A 16,624-nucleotide genomic window follows, 5' to 3' on the forward strand; every position below is an offset into this window, starting at 1 on the left:
GATAGGTTGAATGGGATTTACGGAAGTTATTTGTTTTTTTGAATTACATAAATAATAGGACCAGGGGGGATTTTTATGTTAGCCTCAGTTTTAATAAATAATTATAATTATGCATTATACTTAACTGAATGTATTCAATCAGTCTTAGATCAAACTTACTCAAATATTGAAATAATAGTTTATGATGATGGTTCTACTGATAATTCGTTAGAAATTTTATCGGAATTTAATAACATAAAAGTTATTTCAAATAGTAATTATGGTAAAGGTCACAATTTGAATCAAATGAATGCAGTTAATAAAGCATTTGAAGAATCTACAGGCGAAATTATTTTCCTATTAGATAGTGATGATTTTTTTAAGAAAAATAAGGTAGAAAACATCATTAATTTATATAAAGAAAATCTAAACGTTGAAGTTATTCAACATTCTTTGGAGGAAATTGATGAATCCGGTAAATCACTACATACAACTGTCCCTGTGTTAAAAAAAGTTAGAAATTTTAAAGAGCATATTTACGAAACAGAAAGTCTTTTTCATCTATTTTCTATGACAAGTGGCTTAGCGTTCAGACGAAGCTTTTTAGAAAAGGTGCTTCCTTTAGAAGAGGATGACTTCTCTTATATTTGTGTTGATACACGACTTATGTTAATCGCTGCTCTACAAACCAATACATTAACTATTGAGGATACATTAACTTATTATCGTAAACATGGAAGTAATGCTTGGGGGAAACTGGGTGATTTAAATAATCATGAGGATTATACTCGTGATTTATATGACTTTTTTAACAAAATAGCTATGGGAAATGGGCAGCAGTTGATTAGTTACTCATATAATAAGTATTTAGAAAATACGTATTTTTATCATAATCTAAGTACGGAAAAGTGTATTCAATTTGTTATGAAAAATCCTGGAAAAGAGTATTATATTTGGGGTGCTGGTGAAGCAGGGCAAAGTGTATATCATGCGTTAAAAGATACAGGTTTGAATTTTCAGGGCTTTATAGACAGCGACGAACGAAAACAAAATTGTTTAGTTATGGATAGGGAAGTGTTGAGTCCAGCTAGTTTATATGAAAAGGACAATATTAATATACTAATTTCTCCTTTTCATGCCTATGAAACGATTGCTATGATTTTAAAAAATCAAAATTTTATCGAGAATGAGCACTTCATCTTCCCTTATATGGAGGGAGAATAAATGGAAAGTATTTCAGTTTCGGCCGTAATACCGGCGTATAATGCAGAATTGTATATTGAAAAAGCGATTCGAAGTTTGTTAAATCAAACGATACATATAGATGAAATAATTATTGTTGATGATGGCAGTGTCGATTGCACTTGTGAGATTGTGGAGGAGATCCAAAGAGAACAATCGAAAGTATTTTTATACAAGCAAGTAAATGCAGGAGCTTCTGCAGCAAGAAATAAGGGAATATCCAAAGCAAAGGGTAATTGGATATTACCTTTAGATGCAGATGATGAATGTTCTGAACAGTTAGTGGAAAATTATATTGGGAAAATTCAAAATGGTGATTATGCTGCTGTATATACTAATTTTGTTCAAATCAATGAAACATCAGAAGTTATTTCAGGTATCTTTTCAGGATATGAGCTGAGAGGAAATGATGGTTTTTGTAAAATGCTGATTCGTAATCCGATAATATCTCCTTCAGGAAGTATGATAAAAAAAACAATTTATGAAGAGATAAATGGTTTCGATATTAATGTGAAGTATGTTGAGGATGTAGATTTTTGGCTTCGATTATTAGCTAATGATTTTAATATTGGGCATATTGAAAAGCCATTAATATCAATTAGAAGGCATGCAACAAACACTACTGCTAGCATAGAAATAACTAAGGCAGGAGAAAAAATTCTGCTTGATAAGTATTCGATTTCAAATATCAAAGAAAAAATTTATAAACGTGAATATTCAATAGAAGATAATCATTTAGATTTTGCTAATTTACTCATCCGCTATGAAAAATGGCTAGAGGCAGATGAAGTATTGAAAGCAAATCAAGTAGATAAAAATAATAATCGATATATTAGTTTTCTATTTATAAAGTCAATAGTTGCGCTACACTTTAAAAAACTGCATCTAGCAAAGGAGTACTATTTTGAAATTTTAGAGAGCAATCGACAGCATGGGGCTGCTATGAATAATCTTGCTGTACTTTATAGCTTAGAAAATCAATTTAGTTCAGCAAAAGAATTATTAAGTAAAGTATTAGAGATAAATATAAATTATTTAGATGCTCATCATAATTTAATGATTCTTTCAAAAGATTTTATCGAATATGAAGAGTTAAAATTTACATGGAGAGAGTTAAGACCTAATCTTTTACATTATCAATAACCTAAATAATTAATAACTATATACTTGTTTTACGACGGATTCACACTGTCTTTAGGATAAGAAATAAATAACAAAGAGGGTTTAAGTATGGAATTATTACAGAATGTTGAGAAAATAGTTGCTAATTCTGATGGACAGGAGTTAAACTCATTTAATTTGGGTATTCAAGAGGCAAATACTGTTGTCATTTTTGGAGCAGGTAGCTACGGTGAAGGGGTTGCGAAAAGTCTGAAATTAATGGGCAAAAATGTCCTTTATTTCGTAGATAATAACCCAAAGAAGTGGGGGAATAAATTATCCGATATTACGATAATTTCACCAGAAAGCTTGCTAAACATCAAAGAGAAAGATGTATTAATTGTTATATGTAGTACTTGGCATAATGAAATCGAGAACCAATTAAAAATATTAGGCTTACATAACTATAGTAACTTAGATTTTGATTTTCAAAGTTATTATAAGGCTTCTGGGCAAGCAATATTATTTAAACAGTATTTAGATGAAAATATTAATGCTTTTGAGAAAGTTTATCATCTTTTATCTGATGATGATTCACGAATGTTATTTGAACATTTATTAGCTTATCGTATCTCAGGAAATATTTCTTGTTTACGAAAATCAATGTACCCTCAATATTTTCATCCTAAAGTATCACCTGAGGCGAGCGATCAAATTATAGATGGAGGAGCATATATTGGTGACACAGTTACTATATTCAATGAATTTTTAAAAATGGATTGTATGATTCATTCCTTTGAGCCATCCAAAAGTAACTTTTCGAAGTTAAATGATTTTATACAAGAACAGCATTTAACTAATGTAATTACCGTTCAAGCTGGATTGGGAAGAGAAAATGTAGAGCTTTTTATAAATTCTATTGAAAATACTGTTGACCCAAGTTATTCAATATCAAGTGAAGGTAATGAAAAAATTAATGTAATTTCAATCGATGAGTATGTTCGCAGAAACGAACTTAAAAATATAAGTTTAATTAAGTTAGATATAGAAGGGTATGAATTGGATGCTTTAAAAGGTGCTTATGAAACAATCAAGGCACTTCGTCCACGACTTCAAATTTGCTTATACCATAAACAAGAGGATTTAATTGATATACCTATTTATATTCATGATGTATTTTTTGACTTGGGATACAAATTGTATGTAGGTCATCATACAGATTCTTATTTAGAAACAGTATTGTATGCAGTTGCTGATTAGTAAAGACATTTTCAGGAGCGTTGAAGACTTTTTTTGGAGGTAGAAATTTATATTGTTTAGGTTAAGAGGTAGTTTACAGTAATATACGAGGAGTTGAGACTATGAAGCTAATTTTACTTTCAGGTGGATCTGGTACAAGACTATGGCCACTATCTAATGATTCGCGTGCAAAGCAGTTCCTTAAAGTATTACATAACGAGCAAACTGGTGAATTAGAGTCTATGGTGCAACGCGTGTATCGTCAATTGTCCGAGGTAGTTGCTGTGGAAGACATGATTGTAGCAACCAATGCTGCGCAAGTAGATATGTTACGTAATCAGTTAGGTGATATTCCAATTGTCGTAGAGCCGGAAAGACGTGATACCTATCCAGCAATTGCACTAGCATGTATGTACCTTTATTCAGTTTTAGGGATGAAGGGAGATGAGGTTGTTGGTGTAGTTTCAGTGGATGCTTTTGTTGATGTAGCCTTTTATCAACAAGTGAAGGAACTTGAACAGCTTGTTATGACAACCAATGCTGATATTGGCCTATTAGGGATAAAACCTACGTACCCCTCCTCTAAATATGGCTATTTAATACCAAAGCAATATACAGAATACATGCAAGTTGCCCGTTTTGTGGAAAAGCCATCTGAAGAAGCTGCGGAAGTATTAATAAGCAAAGGTGCTTATTGGAATAGTGGTGTATTTGCTTTCCCTTTAAAGTTACTATTAAATAAACTTAGCAAAGACGGATATTCTAATTCATATGAAGAATTACTAGAGCATTTTTCAAGATTACCGAAAAATAGCTTTGATTATGAAGTGGTAGAAGATTTAACTAAAATAACTGCTTTAACCTATGATGGTTATTGGAAAGACTTAGGTACATGGAATACATTGACAGAAGAGATGTCTCAACAGGTTATTGGGAATGGTGGATTAAGCGAGGATAGCTCGAATACGCATATCGTGAATGAGCTTGATTTACCAGTTAAAGTACTTGGGATTTCCAATGCAGTAGTTGCTGTTAGTGCGGACGGTATTTTAGTAACAGATAAGCCAGCTAGTTCACGAATGAAAGATATGCTACATGATGGTTTATTTTCAAGACCGATGTACGAGGAACGGCGTTGGGGATGGTATCGAGTGCTTGATGTTACAAGAAAAGATGGACGTGAAATTTTAACGAAAAGACTTTGTGTTGAGGCAGGTAAAAACTTAAGTTATCAATATCATAATTATCGATCTGAAGTATGGACGATTATTTCGGGAGATGCGATATTTATCCAAGATGATGAAACAAAAATGGTTTTACCTGGAGATGTATTAAGTATTCCAATTGGCTCGAAGCATTGTCTTTATGCATTGACGGATACAGAGCTAATTGAAGTACAAATGGGTGACCATATAGTAGAAGAAGATATTGTGAGACTAGAAAAAGATTGGTCTGCGATAATGGAATCCATTTGTTAATAAAAGCAAAAATAGAAAAACGACTTTCAATCATCTGAAAGTCGTTTTTTCTGTTATGCTAAGGATATTGAAAAATCGTTAAATTTACCGATAAAATTACTATAAATATATGTGGAAACCGAATATTTACGGAGGTTCTAAATGATTCGCTTTATTAAACTTAGAGAAGAGCATCTTGAACAAGTTCTGGAATGGAGAACACAGGAAGATGTCACTAAATTCATGAACACGGATATTGAAAAAGATATGGATAAACAGAGAGAGTGGTTTAGAAGTATTTCAAATTCAAAAACCGATGCTTATTGGATTATTGAAATAAAGGAAAAGCCAATAGGCGTAATTTCTTTAAATAATATAGATTTTGTGAATAAAAGAACGAGCTGGGGCTTTTATATAGGAGAAGAAAAGTATCGCTTATATGGAGGGATTATACCTCCATACTTTTATAATTATATATTTTCAAAGTTCGAATTTCATAAAATCACTGCAGAAGTGATGGAAGGGAATAACAATGTTATTAAGTTGAATTTAATGCATGGTTATAGAATGGTTGGCGTATATAAAGATCATATTTTAAAAAATGGTTCGTACTCTGATTTGAATTTATTGGAGCTTCTAAAAGAAGATTGGCTAAAGCTAAATAAATACCAAAAGTATGTATGTGAATTTGGAGAGTAAAAACTTAGAAATGGAGAATAAATAAATGGATAAATTATTATTAATTATTAATGAAATGCGAGAAGAAGCAGGATTTGAATCAATTGAATCTTTAGAAGCTTCTATGGATTTAAGAGAAGATTTACGACTAGACTCTTTAATGTTAGCGGAATTAACAGTACGAACTGAAGATGAATTTGGTGTAGACATTTTCGAAGAAGGCATCGTTCAAACAATTGGTGAAATCATTGCTAAAATCGAAGGCATATAATATGGAGAAGGTTTTTTTAGTACATAATGAGATTGTCTATACCTATGAAAAATTGCTATTGGACTTGAACAACAAGGAAAATGAATCTTCTTATGTATATGTAAAGGACAACCATCCATACGATGTTTTTTTAGCGATTATTCATAGTTTAATTTGTGACTATCCGATTGAAGTGTTAGACGGTGATTTTTCAGAAAAAGAGATAATCGAATTAGGTATCAATCTTAATGCGTTAACAATGACAAAAAAAATAAAAGAACGACTTAACCTTTGCAGTCTAGATGAAGCCATACAACGTATTAATGATATAGAAAACTGGCAATTAACTCTATATACATCAGGTACAACAGGGCGTCCTAAAAAGATGAGTCATACTTTCCAAACACTTACAAGAAACGTAAAAATCCATAAGAAGTTTGAAAATGATATTTGGGCTTTTGCCTATAACCCAACTCACATGGCTGGGTTACAAGTGTTTTTTCAAGCATTTCTCAATCAAAACACTTTAATTTATATGTTTGGTGAGTCAATGAAGAAGATACCAGCATTAATTGAGGAATATCAGATAACTTATATTTCATCTACGGCAACTTTTTATAGAAATGTTCTTCCTTATGTACAAGGAAATTCGTTTTCGATGGTCAAAAGAGTGACATTTGGTGGAGAAAAGTTTGATTTACTTTTAGAAGATAGGTTAAAAGCGGTTTTTCCAAATGCGAAAATGCTCAATATTTATGCATCAACTGAGGCTGGAAGTTTATTTTCAGCACAAAGAGATACTTTTGAAATTAAGCCGGAACATCAACAATGGGTGAAAATTACAGCACAACAGGAATTATGTATACATCATTCTTTACTTGGACATTCAGAGTCACTATCACTGGTTAATGATTGGTTTCACACTGGAGACCTTGTTGAAATGGTTGATGATACACATTTTAAATTCCAATCACGTCAAACGGATATGATAAATGTAGGAGGCTACAAAGTGAATCCACTCGAAGTAGAGAATATACTAATGCAAGTTCCAGGTGTTATCGATATTCTTGTGAAGCCTAAAAAGAATAGTGTTACGGGTGAGCTTCTTGTCGCGGACGTTATCAAAAATCAGGAAATAGATGAAAAAGAATTGAAAAAAGAATTAAAACAATATGCATCTATACATTTACAAGAGTGGAAAGTTCCACGCATTATTAAGTTCGTAGATGAACTTCCTAGTACACGAACTGGAAAGAAGGTCAGAAAATGAAATGGATTATTGTGACTGGTGATTCAAGAGGAGTCGGGAGAGAGATTGTTCATCAAATATTGTCTGAAACAGACTTTGGCGTTATTGGCATTAGCCGTTCAAGTGAAGATGCTGCGGGCGAGCTGTTAGCAAAATATCCAGACCGTTTCAAACCACTTTCTTATGATTTAACAGATGTGGATGGTATAAAGCTATTATATATGGAAAAGGTTCGTAAAATAGGTCCAATTTACGGACTCGTTAATAATTCAGCGATGGCCTATGACGACATTGTTTCTAACCTAAATGTTCAACAATTGCAGACAATGTTCCAAGTGAATGTATTTTCAGCTATGCATCTAACGAAGTATGCGATTAGAGATATGTTATTGCGTAAAACGCATGGCTCAATCGTGCATATATCCTCTATCAGTGCTCATACGGGATATAAAGGTTTGAGCATGTATGCAGCATCTAAGGGAGCAATGGAGGCATTTTCTAAAAATACTGCTAGGGAATGGGGGAGCAAAGGAATCCGTTCTAACTGTGTTGTACCAGGTTTTATGGAAACAAGTATGAGTACAGCATTGACAGAAGACCAAAGAGCACGTATTTACCAAAGAACATCTTTGAAAAAGGAAACGGATATATCAAGTGTAGCGAGTACAGTACTTTTCTTACTTTCTGATCAAGCAAAGTCGATTACAGGTACAACTGTACATGTCGATAATGGAACAATATAGAATAAATTCCCAAGTGAACGCAGGGTGTGATTATTTGAAAACAATCGTGATTATTCAAGCAAGAATGGGGTCAACAAGACTTCCGGGTAAGATTTTAAAACCACTAGGGGAGTCAGATGTACTGACGTATGTAACAAAGCGCTGTTTGCAAATTAACGGCGTGCAAGAAGTCATTGTTGCAACTTCATTATCGCCACAAGATGATGCAATTGCTTCTTGGTGCTTAGAACAAAATATTAAATGTTTCCGTGGTTCAGAGAACGATGTATTATCTCGTTTTGTAGATTGTGCGAATGACTATGAGCCTGATTATGTAATGCGCGTGACGTCGGATTGTCCATTTGTAGACTATGAAATGGCCTCTGAAATGATCGCTATTATGGCAAAAGAGCGAAAGGATATTGTGTTAATCGACGGTGATTTACCACGAGGTTTAGCTGTTGAGTTAATTTCATATGCATCGCTGCTGAAAATAAATGAAATAGGGCAAGAACAGCGTCATCGCGAACATGTAACGTACTATGCCTATGAATTTAAGGAACAGTTTGAAGCCATTACATATAAAGTTCCAGAGAACCGCCGGGCACCAGAGCTTCGTATTACATTGGATACAGATCCTGACTATGAGCTAATTCGAGTAGTGGCAGGATATTTTAATGATCCACTTGTCTCAAGTGTTGCTGTAATTGATTACTTAAAGCGTACACCTGAAGTTGCAAAGCTAAATGCACATATCGAACAAAAGCCGGTGATATAAATTGAATATTGTCATTCGCGCAGATGCTTCTTTTAAGATTGGTAGTGGTCATGTGATGCGCTGTCTAACCATTGCAACAGAGTTTAGAAAAAAAGGACATGAAGTGTCCTTTTGGATGAAAGAGTCGCAGGGAGATATGCGAGTATTTGTTCAATCTAAAGGTTTTGTAGTTATTACTGAAATGACAAAGGCAGATATTTGTATTATCGATCATTATGATATAGATAGAGAATGGGAAAGAAAAATCCGACCATTCGTAAAAAAAATAATTGTCATTGATGACTTGGCCAATCGTAAACATGACTGTGATTTATTATTGGATCAAAATGCCGTTCCGAACTTTGAGCATCGTTATGATGACTTAGTTCCAGCACATTGTGTGAAATTACTAGGACCGAGATATTTAATTATGAGAGAAGAATTTATTCGAGAAAGAAAAAGCCTTCCTAATAAAATGAGTGGAGTTAACCGAATTCTTATTTTTATGGGGGGAAGTGATCCCACGAGTGAAACATTGAAAGTATTAACCGCTTTAACGCAACAACAAATTTTCCAATATGTAGACGTTGTTGTTGGTAATAGTAATCCTCATAAAACTAAAATTGAAAGTATTTGCATGAAGGAAGGTTATCATTTTCATTGCCAAATAGATTATTTGGCCTCCTTGATGGCAAAAGCAGATTTTTCTATTGGAGCTGGCGGTAGTGCTACTTGGGAACGCTGCTTTGTTGGTTTACCTTCGTCAAGTACGATTGTTGCAGAAAATCAACGTATTTCAACAGAAACTGCAGAAAAGTTAGGCGTAATATGGAACTTAGGGTGGCATGAACAAGTAACTGTGGATGCGTATAAAGATCTACTTTGGTCCTTAAAAGGTAAAAAAGAATTATTGATAAACATGCGCAATGCCGGATTAAAGTTAACGGAGCAATCTGGAGGGGCGAAATCTTGGTTGGATGCAATTTTGGAGGTAACGAAATGATTCAAATAGGTGATAAAAAGATAGGACGTACAGAAAAGCCGTTTATTATTGCAGAAATGTCAGGTAATCACAATCAATCACTTGAGCGTGCATTAAAAATAGTGGATCTAGCAGCTGAGGCTGGAGCAGATGCAGTGAAATTACAGACATATACACCAGATACGATGACTTTGGATATTCATACAGGTGAATTTTTTATCAAAAGTGATACAAACTTGTGGAAAGGACAATCTCTCTATAATTTATACAAAGAAGCCTATACGCCCTGGGAATGGCATGAAGCTATTTTTAATCGATGTAAGGAACATGGGATGGTTGCTTTCAGTTCACCATTTGATGAAACAGCAGTAGATTTTTTAGAAACTTTGAATGTGCCTGCTTATAAAATTGCTTCATTTGAAAATGTAGATATTCCTTTGATTAAAAAAGTAGCAGCAACTGGTAAGCCCATTATTATCTCAACAGGAATGGCATCAATTGCTGAATTGGATGAAGCTGTACGAGCAGTTAAATCTCAAGGGAACGAACAAATTGTTTTATTGAAATGTACAAGTACATACCCTGCAACACCGGAAAACTCAAATATTTCTACTATCCCTCATATGAAAGAATTGTTCGGAACAGAAATTGGGTTATCTGACCATACGATGGGGGTTGGTGTATCCATTGCTGCAGTGACATTAGGTGCCGTTGTTATAGAGAAGCATTTTACGATAGCGCGTGCTGATGGTGGTGTAGATTCAACATTCTCTTTAGAGCCACATGAACTTAGAATACTAGTGGAGGAGACAGAACGGGCGTGGAAAAGTTTAGGAACGATTATCTACGGACCTACAAACTTGGAAAAACCATCGCTTGAATATCGCAGATCGCTCTATATAGGAGAAGATTTAAAAGCTGGTGATGTATTAACGAAAGAAAATGTTCGAGTCGTACGCCCAGGGCATGGACTAGCACCGAAATTTTTCGAGTTGGTAGTTGGTAAGAAAGTAAAAATAGATGTATTAAAAGGGACACCTTTAACTTTTGATATATTACTATAAGGACTGATAGCATGAATAAGCGCTCAACCTTTTTATCATATGGAAAACAGTCAATTGATGAAGCTGACATTGAGGCTGTAGTAGAAACATTACGGTCGCCTTTTTTAACGCAAGGACCTAAAGTTGAGGAATTTGAAAAATCAGTAGCAGATTATGTAGGTGCAAAGTATGCAGTAGCATTTTCTAATGGCACTGCTGCCTTACATGGCGCTTGTTATGCTACAGGTATCGGGGCAGGTGATGAGGTCATTACAACCCCAATAACTTTTGCTGCGACATCGAATGCAGTTTTGTATTGCGGTGGAACACCTGTATTTGCAGATATAGACTCACAAACTTATAATATTGATCCAGAGGAAATTAAGAAGAACATTACCTCGAAGACAAAGGCTATTATACCAGTGGATTTTACTGGCCAACCGGTAAACTTAGACGAAATAATGACTATTGCAGAGGAACATAAACTTATTGTAATAGAAGACGGAGCCCATTCATTTGGTGCTAGCTATAAAGGTCGTAAAGTTGGTTCACAAGCACATATGACGATGTTTAGTTTTCATCCAGTGAAACCAATAACTACTGCAGAAGGTGGAGTAATCACTACTAACTCTGAAGAATATTATGAAAAATTAAAGCTTTTCCGTAGTCATGGAATATCTAAAACCCCTTATGCAGCGGAGCAAGGTGATTGGTACTATGAAATGACCGAACTTGGTTTCAATTATCGTATGACAGATATGCAAGCAGCGTTAGGGTTATCGCAAATAAAAAAAATAGATAAATTTATTAATAGTCGCCGTGAAATAGCTGATATGTATAATGAGGCTTTAGATCAATTTCCTGGTGTGAAATTACCAAAACAGTTAGATGGAACAAAATCAGGTTGGCATTTGTACATAATTCAGCTGGACCAAACCGTACTAAATAAAACTCGAAAAGAAATATTTAATGAAATGCGAACATGTAATATTGGTGTCCATGTGCATTATATTCCTGTTTACTGGCATCCTTATTACGAACAACTGGGGTTTACTAAAGGGATATGTAATGTAGCAGAGAGTTGGTATGAAGGTGCGTTAACATTACCGATATTCCCTGCTATGGAAAAATCAGATGTAAATAATGTGATTGAAATATTAAAAAGTGCATTGAATAAATAATTTTATAGAAAATTAATTCACTCAAGAAGGAGGCACTAAAACAGTCAATTTGCCACAAAAAATATGATGTAATTGAACAATTCAGATGGATATATCAAAATGAAAACATGATTTATCGTTGACCTTTTCCTTAAGCATTAATTCATCACTGGTAGCCTATTTATATGAAAGCGACTTTTTTGTTTCTCGTAAACGAATTGTCGCTTTTTAGTGTTTATGTTTATTTCATGTTTTCCAATTTCTAATAACACATAATTTTAATTCCTTTTTCTTTAAAAGTGAAATTTCCCAAAATGCTTCCGATAATACACATAAGTACATGAAATGTCTAGGGGGGGTGGATAGGATGCGTATTGCAACGCAAGGGCAAACAATAGAGACACCGACTGCTTCAAATAATACGAGGGTGGCAAGCTTAGAAGTGACAACAGAGCTTACTGTCACTAAGCAAAAAGTTGAAAAACAAAATGTTGCACCAGAAGAGCAAGAAATATCAAAAGAAAAATTACAACAAGCTGTAGAAATAGTGAACGAATTTTTACAAATAAATCATAGTTCTTCGAAATTTGTACTGCATGATGGCTTAGATCGTTATTTTGTACAAGTGGTAGATACGCAAACAGAAGAAGTCGTGAAAGAAATACCACCTAGAAAATTATTAGATGCATTTTATGAAATGCAAAAACTTTTAGGTATGATTGTAGACGAAAAAATTTAAGGGAAAATTAGGAGGAATAAGATATGGTAAACAGAATTGGCGGTTTAGCCTCAGGGATGGATATTGATGCTTTAGTAGCAAAGTTAATGCAAGCTGAAAAATCACCTCTTATCAAATTACAACAGAAAAAAACTACGTATGAATGGCAACGAGATGCGTATCGAGGAATTAATACAAAACTTCAAACATTTGATAAGTATATTGCAGACAATTTAATTTTAAAAAGTATGAAATCAAAAACAGCTGCAGTTTCCAACAGCACATATGCTTCTGCTACAGCAACACCCAGTGCTTCTGGAACGCTAGCACTTGAAGGAGTATCACAACTTGCATCTGCAGCGCGAGGCCTCGGTGATCAAATTAATGCTACTGCCAATACGAAGTTAAGTGAACTTGGCATCAGCAACGGTGTAATAAAGCTAAACGCTATTAAACCAGACGGAACGATGCCAACAGAGGGTACTGATATTGTTATTGATGAATCCATGACAATATCGAAGTTTGTGGAAAAAATTAACGATAGTAATGCGGGTGTTAGTGCATTATTTGAAAATGGTCGCCTATCTATTACTGCAAAGAATACAGGTGATAATAAAAATGGAGCTGAGGTTCAAGTCACTGCTGGAGCAGATGTTTTTGGTAAGCTCGGATATACATCGCTTAATGGAAAGACTTCTGGTGATTTAGCAAGTGGCGGTAAAAATGCGATGTTCCAAGTGAATGGTATAGCGACTGAACGTTCTTCAAATACATTTACTATTTCTGGCTACAGTGTCACGTTAAAAGAAACGTTTAACGCGGGTGGTACGATAAATTCTTTGTTAACGTTGTCATTTAATGAAAGAAAAAATGCTGCAGCCGATTTATCTGCCAAAGAATCAACTTTTGATATAAAAAAGCAGGCTCATGCTGACGCTACAGATGTTTATAATCTAGCTAAAGCTAGATTATCGAGTAGTTTAAATGATACTCAAAAGGTACTTTATTCGGACCTGGCTTTGGAAACTAGACCACTTCTAGCAGAACTAAATTACAATCAAGTTACGAAGCTTGCTGAAATAGATTTCACTGATGAAGAAGCTGCAAGAACAGCAATTGCAAACCTTTCTGAAGCAGATGGTTTTACTCCAGCTTTAAGAGAAGCACTAGGCAAAATAGAAATTGGTGATTTAAAAGAAATTTCCGAGTTAACAGAGGCGGATTTTAATGCAATATCTGATGTTGCAAAATTAGAAAAAACATTTAATGTTTTGAATAAGCAAGTTTTAAAAGACCTTTCAGGTTTAGGTGCAGATATTGCAACTGCACTTACAGGTCGGGATTTATCAGTAGAAGATCCATTTGCTGATTTACCTGAAGGGCCTTTAAAAGAGAAGTTAAAGTCATTAGACAAGGGAACACTTGAGGCTTTACAAAGCTTAAATGGACCTGAAATCGAGAACTTATCAGTAGCAGCTGATGCGCAAATCAAATTAACAACAGCTAAAACTGAGATGGACCAAGCCGATTCTGCACATAAAGCTGCTATAACAAGAAATGCCAATGCAGAAACAAACTATAAACAATTATATAAAGAGAACATTTTCAAAGGGGATGAAGCTGATTTTGAGGCAGCTTATCAAAATCATATAGCAAATGATACGACACCCCCACAAATAACTGCTGATCCATCAACAGTTTCTCCAGTTACCATTACATCTACTACCAACGTTGATGAAATGATGAATAAGATTAAAGAATTCGTTACTACTTACAATGGCTTAATTAAGGATTTGAGCGAACAAACTAAAGAAACAAAATATCGTTCCTTTGCACCTTTAACTGATGAACAAAGAAAAGATATGTCAGAAAACGAGATTAAGCTTTGGGAAGAAAAGGCGAAAAGTGGATTATTACGTAGCGATACTATTTTAAGAAGTGGACTTGCTGGTATGCGTGCATTGGTTTACGAAGCAAATCCAGCCGTATCAAATCAAAAATTTAATACACTCTTTAATGTAGGCATTACGACAACTAAGAATTATAATGATGGTGGTCAATTAGAAATTGACGAAAAGAAACTACAAAAGGCTCTTGAAGAAGATCCAGATGCAGTAGCAGCATTATTCTCGAATCTTGACGGTAAACAAAAAGATACGATTACAGTAACTGATAAAGACGGAAACATTTCCACTAAAGAAGCAGATACACGAGGCTACCTGCAAAAATTACGTAGTTCTATGGATAGTTTTAAGATTGATATAGAGAAGAAAGCGGGGCGTACGTCAGCTACAGAGCAAACCTACTCAATCGGTAAAAACATTGTAGATACAAATAAACGCATAGATACTTGGCAAGAAAAACTTAAAAATATTGAAGCTCGCTACTGGAAGCAATTCTCAGCCATGGAACAAGCGATAAATAAAGCAAATTCGCAATCAAGTATGTTCATGCAAGGATTAGGAGCATAAGGCTTTTAATAAAGCTAGAGTAGGAGAATTATATGCAACCAACAGAACAACTATTGCAGGTTTCTGCTAATCTATATAAACTTTTAGGGGAAGTCCCCAATAGTGAAGAACGTGATAGCTACATTGACAACATTAATATAATGTTGGATAAGCGTGGAATTATTATTAAACGCTTGGAGGAAGAGAACTTTAAGTTCGATGCTCAAAATCGTGTTCATAATACCTTGCTCGAATTAGATAATGGTATTAAACAACGATTGGCTGTTGTCATGGACGCTGTAAAGCAGGATATGGCAAACTTACAAAAAACGAAAAAAAGTGAAGAACAATACTTTAATCCATATGGCAATGTCCGCATAATGGACGGAATGTATTATGACAAAAAGAATTAATATTTACCTATTCGCTTTTCTTCATAAAATGGTTTAAACTAGTAAATAAGTAACCTTTCAAAGGAGTTGTCCTTTATTGGCAGCAAATTTAACAGCACAAAATGCGTATAAACAAAATAGTGTTACCACTGCTTCCCCTGGTGAGCTGACGTTAATGCTTTATAATGGTTGTTTAAAGTTCCTGCATAAAGCAAAACATGCGATTCAAGAAAAAAATGTCGAGGAAAAAAATACAAATCTTATCAAAGCACAAGCAATTATTAGCGAGCTGATGGCAACATTGAATATGGATATCGAAATATCAAAAAATATGCTTGCACTTTATGAATATATGAATCATCGTTTAGTCGAAGCAAATATTCAAAGTGATGTCGCTATCATTGAAGAAGTTGAGGGATTAGTGACGGAATTCCGTGATACATGGAAGGAAGTTATTCGCATCAATCGACAACAGCAATTCGGTCAGGGAAACGCTGGACAAATTTAGACAACATATGAGGCCATCGATTCAAGATGGTCTCTTTTCTTTACAAGAAATACGAGACACGGCATTTTATATCATACAAAAGGGAAACATATAATTAGCCATAAAATAGGTCTTTAATCAGTAAAATATGTTACTTATTCCCTCTGGATGTAAAACATGCATCATGTCATAATCAAGCTACATAGATGTTTAGAATAGTATTGAGGTGGGAAGATGATATTTAAGCGCCAAGAAGGCTTTCGATTTAAATTCGAGGAGCCTGTTAAAATGACTTTTGCCATATATGAGGATGGTAGAGTCAATCAGGAGCAAACGGCAATGGCTGATTTGCTTGATATTAGTCCACGAGGGTTAAAGATGTTTACTGAGGTGGATTTAGGTGTCAATCCTCGTCCTTTGGATTTACGCTTTATTCTGGATACAAGAGAGGTACGAGCTTATGGAGAAGTCATTTGGAGCCGTCCTTTTGGTAATGGCAAGCAGTATGGCGTGAATTTCAATAATCAAGAATCGGTTGAGGATTTGATTATCGAAGAGTTGAAACTACGCCGAAGAAGAGAAGCTGATGAGGCAAAACTAAATAGCATTAATTCATAAAGGAAGTATTCATCAGTGGGGGATGATTTTGTTCATCCCATATCTAACTTCTTTGCTTTCGCAGATGCTACACATTATTTCAGGAAAAAATTTTTTTTGA

General features: G+C 34.5%; 17 protein-coding genes. All 17 read left to right on the forward strand.

Annotated elements, in window-relative coordinates:
* The first annotated feature begins 75 nt into the window (after nucleotides 1-75).
* The 17 genes from ACIQ7T_RS18960 to ACIQ7T_RS19040 all read left to right on the forward strand — a co-directional run bounded on the left by ACIQ7T_RS18960 (nucleotide 76) and on the right by ACIQ7T_RS19040 (nucleotide 16,524).
* Nucleotides 76-1,203 (forward strand): glycosyltransferase, encoded by a 1,128-nt coding sequence (locus ACIQ7T_RS18960; RefSeq protein WP_402872538.1) that lies wholly within the window; start codon nucleotides 76-78, stop codon nucleotides 1,201-1,203.
* Nucleotides 1,204-2,364 (forward strand): glycosyltransferase, encoded by a 1,161-nt coding sequence (locus ACIQ7T_RS18965; RefSeq protein WP_402872541.1) that lies wholly within the window; start codon nucleotides 1,204-1,206, stop codon nucleotides 2,362-2,364. It begins immediately after the preceding gene.
* A gap of 87 nt (nucleotides 2,365-2,451) precedes the next feature.
* The gene (locus ACIQ7T_RS18970; RefSeq protein ID WP_402872544.1) at nucleotides 2,452-3,582 is read left to right on the forward strand and encodes an FkbM family methyltransferase; all 1,131 of its coding nucleotides are present in this window, start codon (nucleotides 2,452-2,454) and stop codon (nucleotides 3,580-3,582) included.
* A 101-nt stretch (nucleotides 3,583-3,683) separates the two neighbouring features.
* Nucleotides 3,684-5,039 carry a sugar phosphate nucleotidyltransferase gene (locus ACIQ7T_RS18975; RefSeq protein WP_402872547.1) on the forward strand — a complete coding sequence of 452 codons (1,356 nt, stop codon included), beginning with the start codon at nucleotides 3,684-3,686 and terminating at the stop codon, nucleotides 5,037-5,039.
* 141 nt (nucleotides 5,040-5,180) lie between these two features.
* Nucleotides 5,181-5,717, forward strand: coding sequence for a UDP-4-amino-4,6-dideoxy-N-acetyl-beta-L-altrosamine N-acetyltransferase (pseH, locus tag ACIQ7T_RS18980; RefSeq protein ID WP_079559508.1), 537 nt, complete (start codon nucleotides 5,181-5,183; stop codon nucleotides 5,715-5,717).
* Nucleotides 5,718-5,742: 25 nt separating this feature from the next.
* Nucleotides 5,743-5,967 carry a phosphopantetheine-binding protein gene (locus ACIQ7T_RS18985; protein ID WP_402872551.1) on the forward strand — a complete coding sequence of 75 codons (225 nt, stop codon included), beginning with the start codon at nucleotides 5,743-5,745 and terminating at the stop codon, nucleotides 5,965-5,967.
* 1 nt (nucleotide 5,968) lies between these two features.
* Entirely contained in the window at nucleotides 5,969-7,216 is a 1,248-nt protein-coding gene (locus ACIQ7T_RS18990; RefSeq protein ID WP_402872554.1) for a class I adenylate-forming enzyme family protein, read from the forward strand.
* The gene (locus ACIQ7T_RS18995) at nucleotides 7,213-7,938 is read left to right on the forward strand and encodes an SDR family NAD(P)-dependent oxidoreductase (protein WP_402872557.1); all 726 of its coding nucleotides are present in this window, start codon (nucleotides 7,213-7,215) and stop codon (nucleotides 7,936-7,938) included. Before ACIQ7T_RS18990 ends, ACIQ7T_RS18995 begins: the two co-directional genes overlap by 4 nt.
* 34 nt (nucleotides 7,939-7,972) lie before the next feature.
* Entirely contained in the window at nucleotides 7,973-8,695 is a 723-nt protein-coding gene (locus ACIQ7T_RS19000; RefSeq protein WP_402872560.1) for a cytidylyltransferase domain-containing protein, read from the forward strand.
* Between the two features lies 1 nt (nucleotide 8,696).
* Nucleotides 8,697-9,677 carry a UDP-2,4-diacetamido-2,4,6-trideoxy-beta-L-altropyranose hydrolase gene (pseG, locus tag ACIQ7T_RS19005; protein WP_402872562.1) on the forward strand — a complete coding sequence of 327 codons (981 nt, stop codon included), beginning with the start codon at nucleotides 8,697-8,699 and terminating at the stop codon, nucleotides 9,675-9,677.
* Entirely contained in the window at nucleotides 9,674-10,720 is a 1,047-nt protein-coding gene (gene pseI / locus ACIQ7T_RS19010) for a pseudaminic acid synthase (RefSeq protein ID WP_402872564.1), read from the forward strand. The genes pseG and pseI overlap by 4 nt, the downstream gene beginning before the upstream one ends.
* An 11-nt stretch (nucleotides 10,721-10,731) precedes the next feature.
* A complete protein-coding gene (gene pseC / locus ACIQ7T_RS19015) occupies nucleotides 10,732-11,880 on the forward strand; it encodes a UDP-4-amino-4,6-dideoxy-N-acetyl-beta-L-altrosamine transaminase (protein ID WP_402872567.1) in 1,149 nt (382 codons plus the stop codon).
* A 346-nt stretch (nucleotides 11,881-12,226) separates the two neighbouring features.
* Nucleotides 12,227-12,598, forward strand: coding sequence for a flagellar protein FlaG (locus tag ACIQ7T_RS19020; RefSeq protein WP_402872570.1), 372 nt, complete (start codon nucleotides 12,227-12,229; stop codon nucleotides 12,596-12,598).
* A gap of 23 nt (nucleotides 12,599-12,621) precedes the next feature.
* Complete coding sequence (gene fliD / locus ACIQ7T_RS19025; protein ID WP_402872573.1) at nucleotides 12,622-15,048, forward strand: flagellar filament capping protein FliD; 2,427 nt, start codon at nucleotides 12,622-12,624, stop codon at nucleotides 15,046-15,048.
* A 32-nt stretch (nucleotides 15,049-15,080) separates the two neighbouring features.
* The gene (fliT, locus tag ACIQ7T_RS19030) at nucleotides 15,081-15,440 is read left to right on the forward strand and encodes a flagellar protein FliT (protein WP_402872576.1); all 360 of its coding nucleotides are present in this window, start codon (nucleotides 15,081-15,083) and stop codon (nucleotides 15,438-15,440) included.
* A gap of 76 nt (nucleotides 15,441-15,516) precedes the next feature.
* Complete coding sequence (gene fliS, locus ACIQ7T_RS19035) at nucleotides 15,517-15,927, forward strand: flagellar export chaperone FliS (protein WP_402872578.1); 411 nt, start codon at nucleotides 15,517-15,519, stop codon at nucleotides 15,925-15,927.
* A 213-nt stretch (nucleotides 15,928-16,140) separates the two neighbouring features.
* Nucleotides 16,141-16,524, forward strand: a complete 384-nt coding sequence (locus tag ACIQ7T_RS19040) for a PilZ domain-containing protein (protein ID WP_402872579.1) — start codon at nucleotides 16,141-16,143, stop codon at nucleotides 16,522-16,524.
* The last annotated feature ends 100 nt before the right edge of the window (nucleotides 16,525-16,624 follow it).

Source organism: Lysinibacillus sp. NPDC096212, assembly GCF_044763105.1.
Lineage (GTDB): Bacteria > Bacillota > Bacilli > Bacillales_A > Planococcaceae > Lysinibacillus.

Excerpts from the sequence above, each read along its gene's own strand:
- ACIQ7T_RS19020 (WP_402872570.1), top strand. The coding sequence starts at position 12,227 with ATGCGTATTGCAACGCAAGGGCAAACAATAGAGACACCGACTGCTTCA.
- ACIQ7T_RS19040 (WP_402872579.1), top strand. The coding sequence starts at position 16,141 with ATGATATTTAAGCGCCAAGAAGGCTTTCGATTTAAATTCGAGGAGCCT.
- pseI (WP_402872564.1), top strand. The coding sequence starts at position 9,674 with ATGATTCAAATAGGTGATAAAAAGATAGGACGTACAGAAAAGCCGTTT.
- ACIQ7T_RS18975 (WP_402872547.1), top strand. The coding sequence starts at position 3,684 with ATGAAGCTAATTTTACTTTCAGGTGGATCTGGTACAAGACTATGGCCA.
- pseH (WP_079559508.1), top strand. The coding sequence starts at position 5,181 with ATGATTCGCTTTATTAAACTTAGAGAAGAGCATCTTGAACAAGTTCTG.
- ACIQ7T_RS18965 (WP_402872541.1), top strand. The coding sequence starts at position 1,204 with ATGGAAAGTATTTCAGTTTCGGCCGTAATACCGGCGTATAATGCAGAA.
- fliD (WP_402872573.1), top strand. The coding sequence starts at position 12,622 with ATGGTAAACAGAATTGGCGGTTTAGCCTCAGGGATGGATATTGATGCT.
- ACIQ7T_RS18990 (WP_402872554.1), top strand. The coding sequence starts at position 5,969 with ATGGAGAAGGTTTTTTTAGTACATAATGAGATTGTCTATACCTATGAA.
- pseC (WP_402872567.1), top strand. The coding sequence starts at position 10,732 with ATGAATAAGCGCTCAACCTTTTTATCATATGGAAAACAGTCAATTGAT.
- ACIQ7T_RS18960 (WP_402872538.1), top strand. The coding sequence starts at position 76 with ATGTTAGCCTCAGTTTTAATAAATAATTATAATTATGCATTATACTTA.
- ACIQ7T_RS18985 (WP_402872551.1), top strand. The coding sequence starts at position 5,743 with ATGGATAAATTATTATTAATTATTAATGAAATGCGAGAAGAAGCAGGA.
- fliT (WP_402872576.1), top strand. The coding sequence starts at position 15,081 with ATGCAACCAACAGAACAACTATTGCAGGTTTCTGCTAATCTATATAAA.
- ACIQ7T_RS18970 (WP_402872544.1), top strand. The coding sequence starts at position 2,452 with ATGGAATTATTACAGAATGTTGAGAAAATAGTTGCTAATTCTGATGGA.
- ACIQ7T_RS18995 (WP_402872557.1), top strand. The coding sequence starts at position 7,213 with ATGAAATGGATTATTGTGACTGGTGATTCAAGAGGAGTCGGGAGAGAG.